The organism is Actinomadura kijaniata (assembly GCF_014138665.1).
In the GTDB taxonomy this organism is placed as follows: Bacteria; Actinomycetota; Actinomycetes; order Streptosporangiales; family Streptosporangiaceae; genus Spirillospora; species Spirillospora kijaniata.
Window position 1 is genome coordinate 21315 of the sequence record NZ_JACJIA010000022.1, and the last position, 20348, is coordinate 41662.

22 protein-coding genes are annotated in these 20348 nt (G+C 74.2%); 10 read left to right on the forward strand and 12 right to left on the reverse strand.

Features of this window, described 5'->3' with window-relative positions; genetic code table 11:
* Positions 1-10: 10 nt before the first annotated feature.
* Together HNR61_RS44255 and trhA are read right to left on the reverse strand one after the other, a co-directional pair.
* Positions 11-415, reverse strand: coding sequence for a DUF6221 family protein (locus HNR61_RS44255; protein WP_182849142.1), 405 nt, complete (start codon positions 413-415; stop codon positions 11-13).
* Positions 415-1083: a PAQR family membrane homeostasis protein TrhA gene (gene trhA, locus HNR61_RS44260; protein ID WP_182849143.1), complete on the reverse strand. Its 669-nt coding sequence runs from the start codon at positions 1081-1083 to the stop codon at positions 415-417. Before trhA ends, HNR61_RS44255 begins: the two co-directional genes overlap by 1 nt.
* A gap of 63 nt (positions 1084-1146) precedes the next feature.
* On the opposite strand from trhA, the gene HNR61_RS44265 reads away from it, so the two are divergent.
* Positions 1147-2151 (forward strand): TIGR03619 family F420-dependent LLM class oxidoreductase, encoded by a 1005-nt coding sequence (locus HNR61_RS44265; RefSeq protein ID WP_312898395.1) that lies wholly within the window; start codon positions 1147-1149, stop codon positions 2149-2151.
* A 4-nt stretch (positions 2152-2155) separates the two neighbouring features.
* Here the strand turns inward: HNR61_RS44265 and HNR61_RS44270 are convergent, their stop codons facing one another.
* The 3 genes from HNR61_RS44270 to HNR61_RS44280 form a co-directional block, all read right to left on the reverse strand.
* Positions 2156-2620, reverse strand: a complete 465-nt coding sequence (locus tag HNR61_RS44270; RefSeq protein WP_182849144.1) for a hypothetical protein — start codon at positions 2618-2620, stop codon at positions 2156-2158.
* Between the two features lie 81 nt (positions 2621-2701).
* Positions 2702-3142 carry an Lrp/AsnC family transcriptional regulator gene (locus HNR61_RS44275; RefSeq protein ID WP_083999935.1) on the reverse strand — a complete coding sequence of 147 codons (441 nt, stop codon included), beginning with the start codon at positions 3140-3142 and terminating at the stop codon, positions 2702-2704.
* 9 nt (positions 3143-3151) lie between these two features.
* On the reverse strand, positions 3152-4192 hold the full coding sequence (locus HNR61_RS44280) for a LacI family DNA-binding transcriptional regulator (protein WP_182849145.1): 1041 nt from the start codon (positions 4190-4192) through the stop codon (positions 3152-3154).
* A gap of 129 nt (positions 4193-4321) precedes the next feature.
* Between HNR61_RS44280 and HNR61_RS44285 the strand changes: the two genes are divergently transcribed.
* Positions 4322-5533 carry an ABC transporter ATP-binding protein gene (locus HNR61_RS44285; RefSeq protein ID WP_182849146.1) on the forward strand — a complete coding sequence of 404 codons (1212 nt, stop codon included), beginning with the start codon at positions 4322-4324 and terminating at the stop codon, positions 5531-5533.
* 145 nt (positions 5534-5678) lie between these two features.
* Positions 5679-6743 (forward strand): biotin synthase BioB, encoded by a 1065-nt coding sequence (bioB, locus tag HNR61_RS44290; RefSeq protein ID WP_182849147.1) that lies wholly within the window; start codon positions 5679-5681, stop codon positions 6741-6743.
* 34 nt (positions 6744-6777) lie between these two features.
* Here bioB and HNR61_RS44295 read toward each other — a convergent pair whose 3' ends face one another.
* Entirely contained in the window at positions 6778-7935 is a 1158-nt protein-coding gene (locus HNR61_RS44295; RefSeq protein WP_312898396.1) for an ROK family protein, read from the reverse strand.
* Positions 7936-8051: 116 nt separating this feature from the next.
* Between HNR61_RS44295 and HNR61_RS44300 the strand changes: the two genes are divergently transcribed.
* The 6 genes from HNR61_RS44300 to HNR61_RS44325 all read left to right on the forward strand — a co-directional run bounded on the left by HNR61_RS44300 (position 8052) and on the right by HNR61_RS44325 (position 13045).
* Positions 8052-8780, forward strand: a complete 729-nt coding sequence (locus HNR61_RS44300) for an amino acid ABC transporter ATP-binding protein (protein WP_182849148.1) — start codon at positions 8052-8054, stop codon at positions 8778-8780.
* Positions 8781-8853: 73 nt separating this feature from the next.
* Positions 8854-9786: a glutamate ABC transporter substrate-binding protein gene (locus HNR61_RS44305; protein WP_182849149.1), complete on the forward strand. Its 933-nt coding sequence runs from the start codon at positions 8854-8856 to the stop codon at positions 9784-9786.
* Positions 9787-9805: 19 nt separating this feature from the next.
* Positions 9806-10450, forward strand: coding sequence for an amino acid ABC transporter permease (locus HNR61_RS44310; RefSeq protein WP_182849150.1), 645 nt, complete (start codon positions 9806-9808; stop codon positions 10448-10450).
* On the forward strand, positions 10447-11349 hold the full coding sequence (locus HNR61_RS44315; protein ID WP_182849151.1) for an amino acid ABC transporter permease: 903 nt from the start codon (positions 10447-10449) through the stop codon (positions 11347-11349). The genes HNR61_RS44310 and HNR61_RS44315 overlap by 4 nt, the downstream gene beginning before the upstream one ends.
* 8 nt (positions 11350-11357) lie before the next feature.
* The gene (locus HNR61_RS44320) at positions 11358-12305 is read left to right on the forward strand and encodes an asparaginase (RefSeq protein ID WP_182849152.1); all 948 of its coding nucleotides are present in this window, start codon (positions 11358-11360) and stop codon (positions 12303-12305) included.
* On the forward strand, positions 12302-13045 hold the full coding sequence (locus HNR61_RS44325) for a copper homeostasis protein CutC (protein ID WP_182849153.1): 744 nt from the start codon (positions 12302-12304) through the stop codon (positions 13043-13045). Before HNR61_RS44320 ends, HNR61_RS44325 begins: the two co-directional genes overlap by 4 nt.
* 39 nt (positions 13046-13084) lie before the next feature.
* Here the strand turns inward: HNR61_RS44325 and HNR61_RS44330 are convergent, their stop codons facing one another.
* Positions 13085-13519, reverse strand: a complete 435-nt coding sequence (locus HNR61_RS44330) for a DUF6196 family protein (RefSeq protein WP_182849154.1) — start codon at positions 13517-13519, stop codon at positions 13085-13087.
* Between the two features lie 189 nt (positions 13520-13708).
* Here HNR61_RS44330 and HNR61_RS44335 point away from each other — a divergent pair, with 189 nt between their 5' ends.
* Positions 13709-14986 (forward strand): ABC transporter ATP-binding protein, encoded by a 1278-nt coding sequence (locus HNR61_RS44335; RefSeq protein ID WP_182849155.1) that lies wholly within the window; start codon positions 13709-13711, stop codon positions 14984-14986.
* A 20-nt stretch (positions 14987-15006) separates the two neighbouring features.
* On the opposite strand, the gene HNR61_RS44340 is transcribed toward HNR61_RS44335, so the two are convergent.
* From HNR61_RS44340 to HNR61_RS44360, 5 genes are all read right to left on the reverse strand, one after another.
* Positions 15007-16635: a glycoside hydrolase family 13 protein gene (locus HNR61_RS44340; RefSeq protein ID WP_312898397.1), complete on the reverse strand. Its 1629-nt coding sequence runs from the start codon at positions 16633-16635 to the stop codon at positions 15007-15009.
* 264 nt (positions 16636-16899) lie between these two features.
* Positions 16900-17526 (reverse strand): response regulator, encoded by a 627-nt coding sequence (locus HNR61_RS44345; RefSeq protein ID WP_182849157.1) that lies wholly within the window; start codon positions 17524-17526, stop codon positions 16900-16902.
* Complete coding sequence (locus HNR61_RS44350) at positions 17519-18673, reverse strand: sensor histidine kinase (protein ID WP_182849158.1); 1155 nt, start codon at positions 18671-18673, stop codon at positions 17519-17521. The genes HNR61_RS44345 and HNR61_RS44350 overlap by 8 nt, the downstream gene beginning before the upstream one ends.
* A gap of 13 nt (positions 18674-18686) precedes the next feature.
* Positions 18687-19436, reverse strand: a complete 750-nt coding sequence (locus HNR61_RS44355; RefSeq protein WP_182849159.1) for an ABC transporter permease — start codon at positions 19434-19436, stop codon at positions 18687-18689.
* 1 nt (position 19437) lies between these two features.
* The gene (locus HNR61_RS44360; RefSeq protein WP_182849160.1) at positions 19438-20343 is read right to left on the reverse strand and encodes an ABC transporter ATP-binding protein; all 906 of its coding nucleotides are present in this window, start codon (positions 20341-20343) and stop codon (positions 19438-19440) included.
* Positions 20344-20348 lie beyond the last annotated feature (5 nt).

The following is a 20348-nucleotide window of genomic DNA, read 5'->3' on the forward strand; positions in this document are numbered from 1 at the left end:
CGGGAACGGGTCAGGGACGCCACTCGGGCCGGTACCCGGGATGGTCGGCGTAGGCCTGGGCGAGCATCCGCAGCACCCGTTCCCGCGCCGACTGCGCGCCCTCGGCCTCCGCCGTCCGGCCCCTGCGCTCCAGCACCCAGGCGGCCTTCTCGTACTCGTCCAGGACCCCGCGCACCGCCTCGGCCTCCCGCAACGCGCGGGCCGGGTCGTGGCGGGCGATGTGCTCGGCGTAGGACTCGTTCTCCACCGACGCCACGAACCCCAGGCGGCCCCACGGCTCCCCGCCCTTCGCCGACGCGGTGTCGACGGTGACGTTCCCCGGCCCCTCGGTCCGCCACGGGGCGGCCGCGGCCGCCCGCGCGACCTGCTCGTCCCGGGCGACCCGCGCCCGCAGGAACTCCACCAGCTCCCGCATCACACCGCCCCGGCGCGGTAGACCACGACCGAGACCGCGATGTACTGCAGGACGTAGGCGGCGACCGTGAAGGCGTGGAACACCTCGTGGAAGCCGAACCAGCGGGGCGACGGGTCGGGGCGGCGCAGCCCGTAGACCAGGCCGCCGGCGCTGTAGAGCACGCCGCCGAGCGCGACCAGCACCGCCACGACGATCCCGGTGCCCTCGATGAACTGCGGCACGAAGAACGCCGCCACCCAGCCCAGCCCGATGTACAGCGCGGTGTAGAGCCAGCGCGGCGCGTTGGTCCACAGGATCCGGAACAGCACGCCCGCCACCGCGCCGCCCCACACCACCGCCAGCACCAGCGTGCGGGCCGTCCCCTCCAGGATCAGGTACGCGAACGGCGTGTAGGTCCCGGCGATGATGAGGTAGATGTTGGCGTGGTCGAAGCGGCGCAGCACGTCGGCGACGCGCGGCGACCAGCGGCCCCGGTGGTAGGCCGCCGACACCCCGAACAGCAGCGCCGACGTCAGCGCGTACACCGCCGCGCACAACCGGGCCGCCAGTGTCGGGCCGAGCGCCGTCAGCAGCACCCCGGCGACCAGGGCGACCGGGAAGGTCCCCAGATGGAGCCAGCCGCGCAATCGGGGTTTCACCGCCTGGGCGATCTCGACCGGACGTCGCATCGGCACCTCCTGAACGTTCTCGTCTGTGCGATCAGCGTAACCCGGCTCCGCCCCGGTGCCCTGGTGATTCGGCGCACCCTGGCCACCGTGCCGGACACCGGCCTTGACGATGTAAGGTTCGGACTGATCCTTCCGTGCGTCGAGGACGAGGAGTGCCGCGTGCAGATCGGGTTCGCCGTTCCGGTGTCGGGCGCCTGGGCCACGCCCGCCAACCAGGTGACGATCGCCCAGCGCGCCGAGGCGCTCGGCTACCGCTCGGTGTGGACGCTGCAACGGCTGCTCAACCCGGCCGGCTCCCCCGACCTGCCCTACCGCAACGTGGCCGACCCGCTCATCACCCTGGCCTACCTGGCGGCCCGCACCGAGCGGGTGCGGCTGGGCGTGGCGGTCGTCAACATGCCGTTCGTGGCGCCGCCGGTGCTGGCCAAGCAGGCCGCCACCCTCGACCTGCTCTCCGGCGGGCGGCTGGACCTGGGGCTCGGGCTGGGGTGGATGCCCGAGGAGTTCGCGGCGGTGGGCGTGCCCATGGAACGGCGGGGCGCGCGCGGCGAGGAGTACCTGACGGTGCTGCGCGCGCCGTGGACCGGCGAGGTGGCCGAGCACCACGGCGAGTTCTACGACCTCCCGGCGGTGCGGATGGAGCCCGGGCCGGTGCAGCGGCCCGGGCCGCCGATCCTGCTAGGCGGCGCCGCCGACGCGGCGCTGCGCCGCGCGGGGCGGCTGGCGGCGGGCTGGGTCAGCTCCAGCCGCGCCGACCTGGCGGCGCTCGGCCGGTCGGTCGCGGTCGTGCGCGAGGCCGCCGCCGAGGCGGGCCGCGACCCGGACGCGCTGCGGATCGTGTGCCGGGGCCCGGTGCGGGTGCGGGCGGCGGGGCTGCCGGACCGCGCGCCGCTGACCGGGTCGGTGGAGGAGATCCGCGGCGACTTCGCGCGGCTGGCCGGGCAGGGCGTCACCGAACTGTTCCTGGACCTCAACTTCGACCCGGAGGTGACCGGCCCGGACGCCGATCCCGCCCGGTCGATGGAACGGGCCCTGGCGGCGCTGGAGGCGTTCGCCCCGCGCGGCTGAACCGTCAGCGGCGCACGCGGCGCTCCCCGGTGCGGGCGGCACGCAGCCGCGCCAGCGCCACCGCCGCGAGCGCGGGCTGCGCCACCCCGTTCACCAGCAGCAGGGCGACGACGGCGGGCGCTCCCCCGCGCGCCGGCAGCAGCCCGGCGGCGAGCGCGAGCAGGCCCGCGCAGCCCACCGCCGACTCGAACGCCACCGTGGTGACGCGCGCGTCCGGCGCCGCGCCGCCGAGCCGCGCGGCCAGCGCGAACGCGACCGCGGCGGCCACGCCCGCCCCCACGGCGGCGACCAGCCCGGGGACCAGCCCGGGGACCGGCGCGGCCGGGCCGGTGGAGTCCTCGGCCAGCCGCGCCGCCACCAGGACGGCCCCGGCGGCGACGAGCGCGGCGCAGGTCACCGCCAGCAGCGTCCCCTGGACGCGCAGCACGGCGCGCGCGGTGCGGACCGGGCCGGGCGGAGGCGGTGCCATGGCGTCCCCTCGTCGTGGAAGGTTCCACCGGAAAGGGTTCCCGTCACCGCCGGCCCAAACGGGCGCGGGCCGCAGAAACGATCACAGCGGGGGGCGGCGGCCCTCCCAGGGGGTGCTCAGCACGACCGTGGTGCGGGTGGCGACGTTGGCGGCGGCGCGGATCTGCTGGAGGAGCTCCTCCAGCTCGTTGGGGGTGCCCACGCGGACCTTGAGGATGTAGCTCTCCTCCCCCGCCACCGAGTGGCACGCCTCGATCGCGCTCAGATGGGCCAGCCGGTCGGGCGCGTCGTCGGGGGCGGCCGGGTCGGTCGGCTTGATCGACACGAACGCCGTCAGCGCCAGGCCGATCTGCCCGTGGTCCAGCAGGGCGGTGAACCCCCTGATGGCCCCGCGTTTCTGCAGCCGCCGCACCCGCTGGTGCACGGCCGACACCGACAGTCCCGTCTCCTTGGCCAGATCGGTGAAGCTCATCCGGCCGTCCTCGGCCAGCAGGGCCATGATCTGACGATCGATCTCCTCCACCCGGAAAATCTAGCGTGCGCGCGACGTTCCCGCCTCACGGACCGAGCGGCCGCGCGGTGGGCGGCAGCTGCCGCGGATCACCAGTTCGGTGGGGAGCAGCAGCGGGCCGGGCGCGGCGCGGCGGGACGGCTCGCGCGCGGCCGTCTCGCAGGCGTGGTAGCCGACGGCGTGGCCGGAGCGGGCGACGGCGGTCAGCGGCGGGTCGCACAGCTCGGCCCAGGCGACGTCGTCGACCATCGCGATGGACACGTCGGCGGGGACGCGCAGGTCGAGTTCGCGGGCGACCAGCACGGCGGCCTCGCCCACCAGGTGCCCGGCGGCCAGCACGGCGGTGACGTCGGCGCGGGCCTGCAGCAGCCCGGCCGCGGCGGCGTAGGCGCTGTCGCGTTCGGGGCGGGCCGCGACGACCAGCTCCTCGTCGACCGGCACGCGCAGCCCCTCCAGGGTGGCGCGGAAGGCGCGTTCGCGCGCGTCGGCGGGGCGGCCCGGCCCGGTGGCGCCGAGGAACGCGATCCGGCGGTGGCCGAGGCCCACCAGGTACTCGGTCAGCGACCGCACGCCCGAGGCGTCGTCGGTCAGCACCGCCGGGACGCGCGGCAGCTCCGGCAGCGCGCGGTCGGCGAACACCACGGTCGTGCCCGCGCGGACGACGGGCCGCCAGGTCTCGGGGTCCCCGGCGGGAACGGCGATGATCCCGCCCACGCCCTGCGCGCGCATCCGTTCGACGATCTCGGCCTCGCGGGCGGGGTCGCCCTGGGAGGCGTCCAGCAGCACGTGCTCGCCGAGCGAGCGGGCGCAGTCCAGCACCCCGGCGACCAGCGCGGCGCCGAACGGTTCGGTGACGTCGGGCACGATCAGGCCGAGGCCGCCGGCGCGGCGGGTCTTGAGGCTGCGGGCGGCGGCGCTGGGCCGGTAGTCCAGCTCGCGGGCGGCGGCCAGCACGCGTTCCCGGGTGGCCGCGCTGACCGGCCCGGCGCCGGAGAACACCCGCGAGACCGTGGCGATGCCGACGCCCGCGGCCGCCGCCACCTGCTTGATCGTCGCCGCCATGCACGTCCTTTCGGAAATGTCCGGACCGCCCTCTTCATGGAAACGTTTCCATAGTATTGAATCCCCTCAATGAACAAAAGCCCTGATGGACAGGTCAGGGTGGAAACGTTTCCATGAGAGGGGGCCGGGATGGCCGGGATCACCCTGGAGGCCGTGGACAAGGTCTACGCCGGCGGAGTCAAGGCCGTGAACGGGCTCGACCTGGAGATCCGCGACGGCGAGTTCATGGTGCTGGTCGGCCCGTCGGGCTGCGGCAAGTCGACCGCGCTGCGGATGATCGCCGGACTGGAGGAGATCAGCGCCGGGAAGATCTCCATCGGCGACCGGGTGGTCAACGACCTGGCCCCCAAGGACCGCGACATCGCGATGGTCTTCCAGAACTACGCGCTCTACCCGCACATGACGGTGGAGAAGAACCTGGAGTTCGGCCTCAAGCTGCGCGGGGCCTCCAAGGAGGAGCGCCGCAAGAAGGTGCTGGAGGCCGCCAAGATGCTGGGCCTGGAGCAGTTCCTGGACCGCAAGCCCGCCGCGCTGTCGGGCGGCCAGCGCCAGCGCGTGGCGATGGGCCGGGCGATCGTGCGCGAGCCGCAGGCGTTCCTGATGGACGAGCCGCTGTCGAACCTGGACGCCAAGCTGCGCGTGTCCATGCGCGCCTCGCTCAGCCAGCTGCACGAGCGCCTCGGCGTCACCACCGTCTACGTCACCCACGACCAGATCGAGGCGATGACGCTGGGCGACCGGGTCTGCGTGCTGCGCGAGGGCAAGCTCCAGCAGGTCGACACCCCGCAGCGGCTGTTCGACAACCCGGTGAACCTGTTCGTGGCGGGCTTCATCGGCTCCCCGGCGATGAACTTCGTCAACGCCGAGCTCACCCGCGGCGACGGCGGCGCGCGGATCCGCTTCGCCGGGTTCGACCTGCCGGTCCCCGACGCCCTGGTCGCCGAGCGGCCGGGCCTGGAGGACTGGTTCGACAGGACGCTGATCCTGGGCGTGCGGCCGTCGGACTTCGAGGACGCCGCGCACGCCAGCCCCGAGTGGGCCCCGATGTCGGTGACCAGCAGCGTCACCGAGGAGCTGGGCAGCGAGATCAACGTCATCTTCACCATCGACGCGCCGCCGGTGGAGCACAAGGACACCGCCGACCTGGCCGAGGACGCCGCCGACGGCGACGCCGCCGACGTCGCGATCCCGCTGATCGACAACAAGGCGCTGTGGACCGCGCGCGTCAACGCCCGTTCGCACGTGCGCCCCGGCCAGAGCATCGACCTGGCCGTCGACACCCGCCGCCTGCACTTCTTCGACCCCGCCAGCGGCCTGTCCATCGGCCACCAGGCCTCCTGACCCGCCCGGCGCCCGGAGCCCCGCTCCCCCTCGGGGGCCGGGGCTCCGGCCCGTTCGGGGCGGGCGCGACGACAAACGGGGGCGGCGCGGGTTTGTGCGGTCCGGTCATTGGTCCGCGGGGGCCGCGGACCCGAGGATCGTCCGCATGGATCTGAACGGGCTGGTGGACAAGGGGCTGCGCGGCGAGTCGGCCACGCGGGACGAGGCGCTGGCGGTGCTGGCGTCCCCCGACGACGGGCTGCTGGACGTGGTGGCCGCGGCGGGACGGGTGCGGCGGCGGTGGTTCGGGCGGCGGGTCAAGCTCAACTACCTGGTGAACCTCAAGTCGGGGCTGTGCCCGGAGGACTGCTCGTACTGCTCCCAGCGGCTCGGGTCCGACACCGGCATCCTGAAGTACACCTGGCTCAAGCCCGAGCAGGCGGCCGCCGCGGCGGCCGCCGGGACGGCCGGCGGCGCCAAGCGCGTCTGCCTGGTGGCCAGCGGGCGCGGACCGACCGACCGGGACGTCGAGCGCGTCGCCACGACGATCGCCGCGATCAGGGAGACCAGTCCCGGGGTGGAGATCTGCGCCTGCCTGGGCCTGCTGTCGGACGGGCAGGCCGACCGGCTGCGCGAGGCCGGGGCGCACGCCTACAGCCACAACCTCAACACCTCCGAGGACAACTACGCCGACATCTGCACCACGCACCGGTTCGCCGACCGGGTCGACACGGTCGAACGCTCCAGGCGGGCGGGGATGTCGGCCTGCTCCGGGCTGATCGCGGGCATGGGAGAGGCCGACGGCGACCTGGTCGACGTGGCCCTGGCGCTGCGCGAGCTGGACGTGGACTCGGTGCCGGTGAACTTCCTGATCCCGTTCGAGGGCACCCCGCTGTCGGAGACGTGGGCGCTGACGCCGCAGCGCTGCCTGCGGATCCTCGCGATGGTGCGGTTCGTCTGCCCGGACGTGGAGGTGCGGCTGGCCGGCGGCCGGGAGATCCACCTGCGCACCCTCCAGCCGCTGGCGCTGCACGTCGTCAACTCGATCTTCCTCGGCGACTACCTGACCAGCGAGGGGCAGCCGGGCCGGGCGGACCTGGAGATGATCGCCGACGCCGGTTTCGAGGTGGAGCGCGCCGGGGCCGGCACCCTGCCCGCCCACCGCCGGCACACCGGCCGGGTCGCGGTGCGCAGGCGCGGCGCCGGGACCGACCTGCCGCCGAACGCCTGACCTCCGCCCCGCGCGCCGGGGCCGCGTCCCCGGTTCAGCGGTCGAGGGCCTGCTCGATCCAGTCGCCGGAGGCGTCCAGGAGCAGGTGGCCCGCGCCGAGGATGCTGGCGTTGCGGCCGACGCGGGAGGTGGCGATCTCCAGGTTGCGGGTGGCGAGCGGCAGGCACCGCTCGTAGATCGCGCCGCGCACCGTGGCGACCAGCGGCTCGGCGCCGGAGAGGCTGCCGCCGATCACCAGCGCGTCGGGGTTGAAGAAGTTCACCAGGGCGGTCAGCACGTCGCCGATGAGGCGGCCGGCGGTGCGCACGGCGCTGGTCGCCTGGGGGACGCCGTCGGTGACCAGCTCGACGATGCGGGACGGGTGGTCCACCGCGATGCCCTGGCCGGCGAGCGCGGCGGCCAGGGCCGCGCCGCTCGCGTGGGCCTCCAGGCAGTCGGGATGGCCGCAGGAGCAGTCGACGGTGGCCTCCGACAGGATCCGGACGTGGCTGATGTCGCCGGCGGCGCCGCGTCCCCGGTGCAGCCGGCCGTCCACGATGACGCCGCAGCCGATGCCGGTGCCGAGCTTGATGACCATGAGGTTGTCCAGCTCGGGCCAGGAGTGCCGGTGCTCGCCGACCGCCATGAGGTTCGCGTCGTTCTCCACGAGCACGGGCACCGCGGCGTGGCCGGCGAGGAAGTCGCGCACCGGGAAGTCGTTCCAGCCGGGCATGCGCGAGGGCGACACCACCTGCCCGGTGGCCGGGTCGACGGGGCCGGGCAGGCCGATGCCGACGCCCCGGACCGGCAGGTCGCTCAGGCCCCGGTCGCGGGCGAGGGCGCGCAGCTCGTCCAGGACGGTGGTCAGCGTCTTCTCCGGGCCGACGGCGATGTCGCACGTCAGGTCGGCCAGCGCGAGCGGGGCCCCGGCGAGGTCGGCGACCGCGAGCCGCGCGTGGTGCGCGCCGAGGTCGGCGATCAGGAGGACGCCCGCGGCGCGGGCGAGCCGCAGCCGGCGCGGGCGCCGTCCGCCGCGCGAGGCCCCGGCGCCCTCCTCGGCGAACAGCCCGGCCTCGATGAGCTGCTCGACGCGCAGCGAGACGCTGGACGCCGCCAGCCCGGAGAGCCGGGCGAGCTCGGCCCGCGACTCCGCCTGGCCGGTCGCCACCAGGCGCACGAGCGCCGCCGGTCCGTCGTCTCTGTTGTTGCGCACCCCAGATAGATAGCATGCGCGAACTTCATCCATCAATCCGTTGACTTGCTCCAAATTAACGCTCTATGGTCCAGATCAGCTTCGATTTCGAAGGAAGTTAGAGCGTGGGTGACCGAATGATCGAGGTTCGCGGGCTGCACAAGCGTTTCGGCGACCACGTCGCGCTGCGCGATGTGGACCTGGAGGTGTCCAGGGGCGAGGTCGTCGTGGTGATCGGCCCGTCCGGATCGGGCAAGTCCACGCTGTGCCGGTGCCTGAACCGGCTGGAGACGCCGGACGCCGGGGAGGTCCGGATCGACGGCGCGCCGCTGCCCGCCGAGGGCCGGGCGCTGGCCCGGCTGCGCGCGGACGTGGGGATGGTCTTCCAGTCGTTCAACCTCTTCCAGCACCGGACCGTGCTGGACAACCTGACCCTCGCGCCGGTCCGCGTGCGCGGCCTGTCCCGCGCCGAGGCCGAGGAGCGCGCCCGGGAGCTGCTGGACCGCGTCGGCATCGGCGGGCAGGCGGGCAAGCTCCCGGCCCAGCTGTCGGGCGGGCAGCAGCAGCGCGCGGCGATCGCGCGCGCCCTGGCGATGCGGCCGAAGGCGCTGCTGTTCGACGAGCCGACCTCCGCGCTCGACCCCGAGATGGTGGGCGAGGTCCTCGACGTCATGACGGGCCTGGCCCGCGACGGCATGACCATGGTGGTCGTCACCCACGAGATGGGCTTCGCCCGCCAGGTCGCCGACCGCGTGGTGTTCATGGCCGACGGCGAGGTCGTGGAGACCGGCGCGCCCGCGGCCTTCTTCGACTCCCCCGCCAGCGACCGGGCCCGGGACTTCCTGGCCAAGGTCCTCAGCCACTAGCCGGCTCCCGGAACCCCCAGCCGTCCCACCGGCGCGCCCGTCTCGGCGCGCCACCCGAGAAAGGTTGACGATCATGGTGCGTACCCTCGTGCCGCGGCGGACCGCGGTGGCCGCGGTCGCCGCGCTGTCGCTGACCGGCCTGGCCGCCTGCTCCGGCGACGGCACCGACCCGGCGGTCCCGGGCGCCGGCGGCGGCGCCAAGGACGACCTGGTCGCCGCGGCCCCGGTCGCGGCGAACCTACCGGCCGGCTCCACCATGGAGAAGATCAAAAAGCGCGGTCAGCTCCTGGTGGGCGGCTCGCTGGACGCGCCGCTGCTGTCCCAGCAGAACCCGGCGACCAAGCAGGTCGAGGGGCTGGACGCCGACTTCGGGCGGCTGCTGGCCAAGTACATCATCGGCAAGCCGAACGTGAAGATCGTCAACTCGGCGTCCGAGACCCGCGAGGCCCTGCTGTCCAACGGCACCGTGGACGTGGTGTTCCAGACCTACAGCATCACCCCCGAGCGCGCCAGGCAGGTCGCGTTCGCCGGGCCGTACTACAGCTCCGGCCTGGTCATCGCCACCAAGAAGGGCGCCGCGGGCATCACCTCGCCCGCCGACCTGAAGGGCAGGACCGTCATCGCGGGCGCCAACACCCCGGCGATCCCGGCGATCAAGAAGGCCGCCCCGGACGCCAAGATCGTGACGTTCGGCAGCGACCCCGAGTGCGTCCAGGCGCTCAAGCAGGGCCGCGGCGACGCCTACGTCCAGGACGAGGCCGTGCTGCTGGCCACCGCCAAGCAGGACCCGTCGGTCCAGATCCAGGGCAAGCCGTTCACCAGCGACCCCTACGGCATCGGGCTCAAGCACGGCGACGCGCAGATGAAGCAGTTCGTCAACGACTGGCTCAAGCAGATCCAGGCGTCCGGCCTGTGGGCGAAGGTCTGGAAGAACTCGATCGGGACGGTCGTGCCGGGCGAGGCCCCGCAGCCGCCCGCGATCGGGTCCGCGCCGGGCTCCGAGTGACCGGGAGCCCCGCCCTGCCATGAACGTCATCACCGACCACCTCTCCGAGTTCGGCGACGGCCTGCTGCTGACCGTCGGGCTGACCCTGCTGTCCCTGGCGGGAGCGCTCGTCGCCGGGGTCGTCGTGGCCGCGATGCGGGTCAGCCCCGTGCGCGTGCTGCGCGCCGCGGGCATGGTCTACGTCGAGACGCTGCAGAACGTCCCGCTGCTGGTCTGGCTCGTGCTCGCCGTCTTCGGGCTGCCCGAGATCGGCGTCATGGCCGGGCTGTTCACCTCCTCGGTCGTGGTGATCGCCCTCTACCAGGGCGCCTACACGGCCGAGGCGGTGCGGTCCGGCATCAACGCGGTGCCGGTGGGGCAGGGCGAGGCCGCCCGGGCGCTCGGGCTCACGTTCCCGCAGTCCCTGCGGCTGGTGATCCTGCCGCAGGCGCTGCGGACGGTCGTCCAGCCGCTCGGCAACATCGCGATCATGACGCTGATGAACACGGCGCTGGCCGCCGCCGTCGGCGTGGTGGAGCTGACCGCCGCCGCCAACCGGGTCAACCTGGCCGAGGCTCAGCCCATCTGGATCTTCGTCACGGCCGGTCTGGCCTACATGGCCCTGTCGGGGGCCATCGGCCTGGCGACCGGCACCCTGGAACGGAAGCTGGCGATCCTGCGATGAGCCCGTCCCCGACCTCGCGCCTGCTGTTCGACGAGCCGGGCCCGCGCGCCCGGCGGCGCATCCGGATCACCACCGCCCTGACCGTCCTGGCGGGGCTCGCGCTGGTCGCGCTGGCGCTGCGGCAGTTCGCCGACAACGGGCAGCTCGCCGCCGACCGCTGGCGCCCGTTCGGCACCTGGCCGATGTGGCGCTACCTGCTGGAGGGGCTGCGCTCCACCGCCCTGGCCGCCGTGGTGTCGATCGCGCTGGCCATGGCGGCGGGCGCCGCGCTGGCCCTCGGCCGGCTGTCGCCCTCCCGGTGGCTGCGCCTGCCCTGCGCCGCCTACGTCGAGGTCGTCCGGACGGTCCCGGCGCTGCTGCTGGTGTACGTCGTGCTGTTCGCCCTCCCCCGGTACGGGCTCGACCTGCCGCTGTTCTGGAAGCTCGTCGTGCCGCTGTCGGTGTCCAACGCCGCCGCGTTCGCCGAGATCTTCCGGGCCGGGATCCGGTCGGTGGAGCGCGGCCAGCTGGAGGCGGGCCTGTCGCTCGGCCTGACCCGGGGCCGGGCGATGCGGATGATCGTGCTGCCGCAGGCGGCGCGGCGCGTCCTGCCGTCGCTGGTCAGCCAGTCCGCCGGGCTGCTGAAGGACACCTCGCTCGGCTACGTCGTCAGCTACGCCGAGCTGCTCTACAGCGGCAAGGTGCTGGCCAACTACAACCACCTGCTCATCCAGACCTACCTGGTGATCGCGCTGATCTACCTGGTCATCAACGCCACGCTGTCGAAGGTCGCGCGGACGCTGGAGGCGCGGCAGCGCACCCGCCCGTCCCGCGCCGCCCGCGCCGCCACCGGCGGAGGCGCCGGCACCTCCGCCGGCACGTCCGTCGACGCCGTCCCGACGGCCCGACCCACCCTCTGAGGATCCAGATGTACGAAGTGCTGGCCGAGGTCGTCCGCAACGGCTTCGTCGAGAGCCGCCACTACGGCAGCGTCGCCGGGCTCGCCCCGGACGGAACGCTCGCCCACTCCCGGGGGCACGCGCACGAGACCGTGCTGCCGCGCTCCACGACCAAGCCGTTCCAGGCCGTGGCCTGCCTGGCGGCGGGCGCGCCGCTGGCGGGCGAGCGCCTCGCGATCGCGGCGGGCAGCCACACCGGTGAGGACTTCCACGTCAAGACCGTGGAGGCGATCCTGGCGGACGCGGGGCTCGGCGCCGGCGCGCTGCGCTGCCCGCCCTCCTGGCCCGAGGACGAGCCGACCAGGGCGTCGCTGATCAGGGCGGGGGCGGGCGAGTCGCGCGAGCGCATGAACTGCTCGGGCAAGCACGCCGCCATGCTCGCCGCCTGCGCCGCCAACGGCTGGCCGACCGACACCTACCTCGACCCCGAGCACCCGCTCCAGCAGGGCGTCCGCACCACGATGGGCGACTGCGCCGGAGAGTCCCCCTCCCCCGTCGCCGTGGACGGCTGCGGCGCCCCGCTGTTCGGGCTGACCCTGGTGGGGCTGGCGCGCGCGATCCGGTCGCTGGCGCTGGCGCAGGACGGGCCGCCCCGCGCCGTCGCCGACGCCATGCGCGCCCACCCCGAGTACGTCGGCGGGACCGGCCACGTCAACACCGAGCTCATGCGGGCGCTGCCCGGAAGCCTGGCCAAGGGCGGCGCGGAGGGCGTGCTGGTCGCCGCGACCGCGGCCGGCCACGCCGTCGCGGTGAAGGTCATCGACGGCAGCCCCCGCGCCACCACCGCCATCGCGCTGCGCGCGCTCGCCGCGCTCGGCGCCGACACCTCCCCGGCCGCCGCGCTGGCCACCGTCCCGGTCCTGGGCGGCGGCCGTCCGGTGGGCGAGATCCGCACCACTCCGGAAGGACACCAGTGAGCCTCACCTACGAGATCTGCATCGACAGCGTCGCGGGCGCCGTGGCCGCCGAACGCGCGGGCGCCCACCGCGTGGAGCTGTGCGCGGCGCTGTTCGAGGGAGGGCTCACCCCGACCCTCGGCACGGTCCGCGCCGCCCTGGCGGCCGTGTCGTCGATCCGGGTGCACGCCATCGTGCGCCCGCGCGGCGGGGACTTCATCTACGACGAGTACGAGGTCGCGGCCATGGAGCACGACGTGGCCCTCCTGCGGGAGGCCGGCGTGCACGGCGTGGTGATCGGCGCGCTCACCGCCGCCGGGGAGGTCGACCGCCCGGTGACCGAGCGCCTCATCGCCGCCGCCGGCGGGCTCCCGGTCACCTTCCACCGGGCCTTCGACATGGCCGCCGACCCGTTCGCCGCCCTGGAGACCCTCGTCGACCTGGGCGTGGACCGGGTGCTGACCTCCGGGCAGGAGGTGAGCGTGCTGGAGGGCGCGCCGCTCATCGCCGAGCTGGTGGAACGCGCGGGCGACCGCATCGTCGTGATGCCCGGCGGCGGCGTCACCGACCGCAACATCGCCCGCGTCCTCGCGGCGACCGGCGCGCGCGAGGTCCACTTCGCCGCGCTCACCGACGAGCCGAGCCCGGCCGTCCACCGCAACCCCCGCCCGTTCATGGGCGGCGAGCTCCGCCAGCCCGAGTACCGGCGGCGCGTCACCACCGCGGGCGCCATCGCCACCGTCCTGCGGGCCGCGGGCTGAGCGCCGCCGGGGGGCCGCCCGCCCGCGGCCCCCCGGCGGTCAGCCGGCGCGCAGCGCCTCGACGACCGCGACGGCCTCGTCGAGCAGGTCGACCGGGCAGCCCCAGTGGTCGTAGATGCCGCCCCGGTCGCGGTTGCTCCCGCAGACCACGAACACCCCGGTCCCCAGGCTCGCCTTGAGCCGCCCGGCCAGCCAGCCGACGAAGCCGCTGTTGTCGAGCCCCTCGGGGAAGTGGAAGGAGAACACCCCGAAGCGTTCGGCGTCCCCGCCCTCCCCCGCGGACGGCACCAGCCTGCTCCAGCTCTCCTCGTCGCGGACCACGGCCAGCGTGTCGGCGGTGAGGGCCGGCGGCCGGTCCAGGGGCGACTCCTCGAAACACCAGGCGCCCTCGCGCACCAGCAGGTCCGCCTGGGCGATCACGCGGCGCAGGCGCTCCTCGGTCTGCTCCGCCGTCTCCCTGCTGACACTGACCATCGGTGGGATCTCCTTGCCGTCGCGGGACGCGGCCCGTCCGGCCGCAGCCCGGACAACACCGCTTCGCGATCACTGATTCCGGGCGGCGCGGGACGGTTGGCCGTACCCGGCCCGGCGGGGGGCTGGACAACCGCGACGCTCTCGCGGTGGGATGTCCCACCAGCGCAGCGGCTACCGCGAGGCGGACTCATGACCGATGTGGTGCTCGACGGTGTCGGGAAGGTGTACCCCGGCGGGGTGCACGCCGTCCGGAACGTGCGGCTGCACATCGCCGACGGCGAGCTGTTCGTGCTGCTGGGCCCGTCCGGCTGCGGCAAGTCCACGCTGCTGCGGATGATCGCCGGGCTGGAGGAGATCACCTCCGGCGACCTGCTGCTCGGCGGCAGGATCGCCAACGAGCTGTCGCCGCGCGACCGCAACGTCGCGATGGTGTTCCAGAACGGGGCGCTGTACCCGCACCGCACCGTCCGGGGCAACCTGATGTTCCCGCTGAGGGTGGCGGGCGACGACCCCGCCGAGGCCGGGGAGCGGGTGGTGGAGCTGGCCCGGCTGCTCGGCCTGGCGGGCCTGATCGACCGGCTGCCGCGCACGCTGTCGGGCGGGCAGCGGCAGCGCGTGGCGATGGGGCGGGCGCTGATCCGCGAGCCCGCGCTGTTCCTGATGGACGAGCCGCTGTCCAGCCTGGACGCGGTGCTGCGCACCGAGCTGCGGGTGGAGATCGCCTCGCTGGTGCGCTCGACCGGCGCCACCACCGTCTACGTCACCCACGACCAGGTCGAGGCCATGACGATGGCCGACCGCATCGCGGTGCTGCGCGACGGCGCGGTGGAGGACGTCGGCGCCCCCGAACGGCTCTACCGGGACCCCGCCACGGTGTTCGTCGCGGCGTTCCTCAGCTCCCCGCCGGTCAACCTGCTCCAGGCCACCGCCTGGTCCGTGCAGGACGCCGGGATGGTGCTGGAGCTCGGCCCGCAGCGGCTGACCGTCCCCTGGCAGGACCCGCGCGCCGCCGCGCTGATCGGCCACCACGGCAGGCCCGTCGTGGTGGGGGTCCGGCCCGACGTCCTGACGCTCGCGCCGCCCGGCGGTCCCGGGCCCGCCCTGACGGGGCGGGTGCGCGCGGTGGAGTTCCACGGCGACCACTGGCTGGCCTACGCCGAGGCGGGCATCCCCACCGTGGACGCCAACGCGTTCGGCCGCCCGCCCGAGCCCGTCGCGGCGCGGGCGGCCGGGAGCCTGCCCTCCGGACGCCTGGCCGCGCGCCTGCGCGACCTGCTCGGCCGCGGCGCCGCCGAACCGGAGCCCGCCCCCGAGCACGAGGGCGAGCACCGCCGCTCCGACCTGATGTTCAGCCTGCCCGCCGGGACGCGTCCGCAGCCCGGCGAGCAGGTGGAGCTGGCGGTGGACCTGGACCGGCTGCTGCTGTTCGACGCCGACGGCCGCCGCATCGCCTCCAACCGCCGCTAGGACAACCGCCAGGGCGGCCGCTAGGACAGCAGCGTCCAGGCGGCGGTGTCCGGGGGCAGCAGCCCGTCCTGGAGCTCACCGCTGGCCAGCACGGTCTCGCCCTCGGGGAGCGGCACGGGGCCGCTGCCCAGGTTGAGGGTCAGCACGAAGCCGTCCCCTCGGCCGAGAGCCAGCACGTCCGGGTCCGACGGGAGCCAGGTCAGCTCCCCGTCGCCCAGCTGGGGCAGGGACCGGCGCAGCCGGATCGCCGTCCGGTACAGCTCCAGCATCGACCCGGGGTCGGCCCGCTGCGCCTCGACGGTCAGGCCGCTCCAGGAGGCGGGCTGGGGAAGCCAGGTGCCGCCGGTCCCGGCCGTGAAGCCGAACGGCGGCTCCTCGCCGTCCCAGGGAAGCGGCACCCGGCAGCCGTCGCGGCCGACGACGACGCCTCCGGTGTTGGCGAACAGGGGGTCCTGCCGGCGTTCGTCGGGGATGTCGAAGACCTCGTTCAGGCCCAGCTCCTGCCCCTGGTAGACGTAGGCCGACCCCGGCAGGGCCAGCAGCAGCAGGGCGGCCGCCCGGGCGCGCCTGCCGCCCAGCTCCAGGTCGACCTCCATCTTGCCGCCGTGGTAGTCGAACGTGGGGTTGAGGATGAGTTCCTGGTCGGTGCCGAGCCGGGTCACCAGGCGCCGGAAGTCGTGGTTCTCCAGGACCCAGGGGGCACGCGTCTCGGAGTCCCCGCAGATCTCCAGGGCGCGGTCGATCGCCTGCCGGAGGTTCCCGGCGCGCCACGGCGTGTCCATGAACCCGAGGTTGAACACCTGGTGCAGCTGCCCCTTGGCCATGTACGGGGCCATGAAGTCCGGGTCGTCGTACCAGGCCTCCAGGACCGCGGCCCGCGCGCCGGGGAACTCGTCCGCCGGGTAGGAGTCCAGGAGCTTGCGCCAGGCGGCGAACGTCTCGAACAGCTCGGGCTGGGCCACGTAGGGGACGCCGGGGCCCACCGGCGGCATGTCGGGCAGGAGGTCGGGCAGGTCGGCGGCCTTGAAGAGGCCGAGCGCCACGTCCACGCGGATCCCGGCCACCCCGCGGTCGAGCCAGAAGCGCAGCACCTCCTCGAAGTACAGGGGGACGTCGGAGCAGCGCCAGTTGAAGTCGGGCTGGGTGGAGTCCCACAGGTGCAGGTACCACTGCCCGTCCTCCACCTGCGTCCAGGCGGGGCCGCCGAACATGGAGTACCAGTTGTTGGGCGGTGACCCGTCGGGCCTCCCGTCGCGGAAGATGAACCGTTCCCGCTCGGGGCTCCCCGGTCCGGCCGCCAGCGCCGCCTGGAACCACTCGTGCTGGCTGGAGCAGTGGTTGGGGACGATGTCGATGATCACGCGGATGCCGTGGTCGGCGGCGGCGCCGACGAGCGCGTCGAAGTCCTCCAGCGTGCCGAAGCGGGGGTCGACGGCGCGGTAGTCGATCACGTCGTAGCCGCCGTCGGCCAGCGGGGAGGGGTAGAAGGGGTTGAGCCAGATCGCGTCCACCCCGAGGTCCGCCAGGTAGGGCAGGCGGGAGCGCACTCCGGCCAGGTCGCCCTGCCCGTCACCGTCGCCGTCGGAGAAGCTCCGCGGATAAACCTGGTAGACGACGGCGTCTCGCCACCATCTGTCGCCTGCGGTCACTGTGTTCTCCTCACGAACGAGAGCAGGAAGTCCTACCTGCGGCGGGGAGGATCGGCCGGCGGGGCCGCCCGGTGCGGGGACGGCGCTCCGCGCTCGGGAAGAAGGACGACCCACGACCGGCCCCCGGCCCGTGAGGTGGGTCACCGAACCCCGTCCCGACGCCCGGCGCGGGCACCGGCGTGGAGGGTGCGGTCGGACGAGCACGCCTCGCGCGATGGGAACCTACCAGCCGCTGATCACCATTTCCAGGCGAAGCCCCCGATCCTAGGGCAGAAGATGCCTGTCGTAGGCGGTGGCCACCGCCGCGGCCCGGTCCTTGGCGCCCAGCTTCGCGTAGATGTGGGTGAGATGGGTCTTGACCGTGGCCTCGCTGATGAAGAGCTCGGTGGCGATCTCGGGGTTGCTGGTGCCGCGGGCCACCAGGCGCAGGACCTCCAGTTCGCGGGCGGTCAGGGACTTGTCGCGGGGGTCGCGTACGCGGGAGACCAGGCGGGAGGCGATGGCCGGGGACAGGACGGTGCGGCCCTCGGCGGCGGCGCGCACGGCGGTGAACAGCTCGTCGCGGGGGGCGTCCTTGAGCAGGTAGCCGGTGGCGCCGGCCTCGATCGCCGGGATCGTGTCGGCGTCGGTGTCGTAGGTGGTGAGGACGAGGACCTTGCAGGGCAGGCCGCGGCGGGTCAGCTCGGTGATGGCCTCCACCCCGCCGCCGCCGGGCATCCGCAGGTCCATGAGGACGACGTCGGGGCGCAGCCGGTCGGCGAGGGCCACGGCCTCGCGGCCGTCGGCGGCCTCGGCCAGCACCGTGAAGCCGGTGGTCGCCGCGAACATGCCGCGCAGGCCGTCCCGGACGACGGGGTGGTCGTCGACGATCAGCAGGGTGATGTCAGCCATGGCGGATCAACGGTACGCGGGCGGAGACGGCCGTGCCCCGGCCGGGTCCGGACTCGATCTCCAGGGTGCCGGCGACGCGCGCGGCGCGTTCGCGCATGGCGGTCAGGCCGAAGCCGCCGGAGGGGCGGGTGAAGCCGCGGCCGTCGTCGCGGATGTCGAGGGCCACCTCGTCGTCCATGTAGGAGAGGGTCACGCCGATGCGGTCGGCGTGCGCGTGGCGGACGGCGTTGGCGAGGGCCTCCTGCGCGATGCGCAGGAGGGTGGCCTCGATCTCGTCGTGCAAGGGTTCCACCGTTCCGGTGATGGTGAGAAGGGCCCGGCCGTCGGTGACCTTCTCCAGGGCCACGGGCAGCGTGTCGTGCTCCAGGTGGGTGGGCGCGAGGTCCTGGACCGAGCGGCGCGCCTCGCGGAGGCTGGCGCGGGCGAGGTCGATGGCGCGGCGGACGTGCTCGCTCTCCTCGGCGGCCTGGAGCTGGGTGACGATGCCCGTCAGTCCCTGGGCGAGGGTGTCGTGGATCTCGGCGGCCAGGCGGCGGCGCTCGTCGCTGACGCCGGCCTCGCGGGCCTGGACGAGCAGCTGGGCCTGGAGTCCGGCGTTCTCGGCGAGGGCCTGTTCCAGGCGGGCGTTGGTGCGTTCGAGTTCGGCGATGGACTCCGCCTGGACGCGGGCGTGCTCGGCCTCCCGGTCGGCGAGGCTGCCGAAGATGAAGACGAGCGCGACGTTCAGGGTCAGGAGGCCGCCGAAGGCGGCCACCTGGCCGAAGCCCTTCGGCGGAAGCCCGCCCGACTGGGCGCCCGACATGATGACCGCCGTGACGAACAGCCCGGCCATGGCCGGGCGGCGGGTCAGGTACCGCTGGGAGTCGAAGTACCCGAGGACGGCGTAGACGCAGTAGAAGGGGTTCAGCCAGGACAGGACGAAGGCGAGGGCGGCGCGGGTCCAGTAGTAGACGTGACCCGGGATCCTGGCGGCGACGTGCAGGAGCTGGAAGGCCAGCGCGGTGAGGACGAGGGGCACCGCCGTCCGCTGCTCCGCGGGCGACATGACCTCCTCCCGGACGGGCAGCGCCAGCAGGGTCGCGAGGAACAGCAGGCCGAACGGCCCCCAGCGGTAGAACCGCTCCCACTGCTCCTGGATCGTCGCCATGCGTCATTCTCTCCTATTCCCACCGGAACCAGCGCACGGCGGCGGCGATCAGCACGGCCGCCCAGGCGGCGGTGACGCCGAGGTGCGTCCAGTCGGGCCAGGCACCGTCGGCGGCCCGGGCGAGGGCCTGGGACGCGGCGCCGAACGGGAGGTACTCGACGACGCTCCGCAGCGGGCCGGGCATGGACTGGACCGGGATCCAGACGCCCGCCAGGAACATCATCGGGAACAGGACGATCGAGCCGAGCACGGTGGTGGCCTTGCCGCTGGGGGCGACCGCGGTGACCACGGCGCCCATCGCGAGCGCGCTGAGGGCGCCGAGCAGGAGCGCCAGCAGATAGCCGGGAGGGTGGCCGGGCAGCGCCACGTCGAAGGCGACCCGCCCGACGGCGACGACCAGCAGCGTCGAGACCAGGGCGGCCGCGAAGTGCAGGGCGATCTGCGCGGCCAGCAGCGAGGCGGGCCGTACGGGCGTGGTGGACATGCGGCGCAGGATGCCGCGCTCGCGGTAGCCGGACAGGACCGGCGGCAGCACCTGGATCCCGGCCATGATCATGGCGAGCAGCACGGTGACCGGGACGTACAGGTCGATGACCCGGCCCCCGCCGAGGTCGGACTGCGGCGTGCGGAACGACGGGATCAGGCCGAGGATCGCCAGCAGGACGGCGGGGAAGCCGACGATCCAGAACAGGCTGAACGGCTCGCGGAGGAAGAGCCGCAGCTCGGCCCGCAGGACGGCGGTGGAGGCGGTGGAGGCGGACACGTCAGTTCTCCTGGTCTTCGGTGAGCTGGAGGAAGGCGTCGTCCAGCGTGGAGTCGGTGACCCGTAGCTGGTGGGCGGTGATCTGGCGGCGGGCGAGCAGGGAGATGACCGCGTTGACGGTCGCGTCGCTGCCGCGGACGGTGAGGCGGCCGTCGCGGCGTTCGAAGGTCGTGGCCTCGGGCAGGCCGGCCAGCTCGCCGTCGTCGAGGGGCCGGGACGGGGTGAACGAGATGACGGTGCCGCCGTCGCTGCGGCGGATCAGGCCCGCGGGGGTGTCGAGGGCGGCGACGCGGCCCTGCCGGAACACCGCGATCCGGTCGCAGAGCCGCTGGGCCTCCTCCATGAAGTGCGTGACGAGCAGGACGGTGACGCCGGAGTCGCGGATCTCCTCGATCAGCTTCCAGGTGTCGCGGCGGGCGCGCGGGTCGAGGCCGGTGGTCAGCTCGTCCAGGACGACGACCCGGGGGCGGCCGACCAGGGCCAGGGCGATGAACAGGCGCTGCTTCTGGCCGCCGGACAGCCGGCCGAAGCGGGTGGTGAGCTTTCCGGTGAGACCGAGGCGTTCGGCGAGTTCGCGCCAGTCGGCCGGGTCCGGGTAGAAGGCGCTGTACAGCTCCAGGGCCTCCCGGACGGTCAGCTTCTCCTGGAGCTCGCTCTCCTGGAGCTGGACGCCGAGGATCCCGGTGAGCTCGTCGCGGTCGCCGCGCGGGTCGAGCCCGGCGACGCGGACGGCGCCGGCGTCGGGCTCGCGCAGCCCCTCCACGCACTCGACGGTCGTGGTCTTGCCGGCGCCGTTCGGGCCGAGGATCCCGAAGACCTCCCCCTCCTCGACGGCGAACGCGACGCCGTCCACCACGGGACGGCCGCCGTAGGCCTTGCGCAGGCCGCTGACTTCGATGATGGGCATGGTCC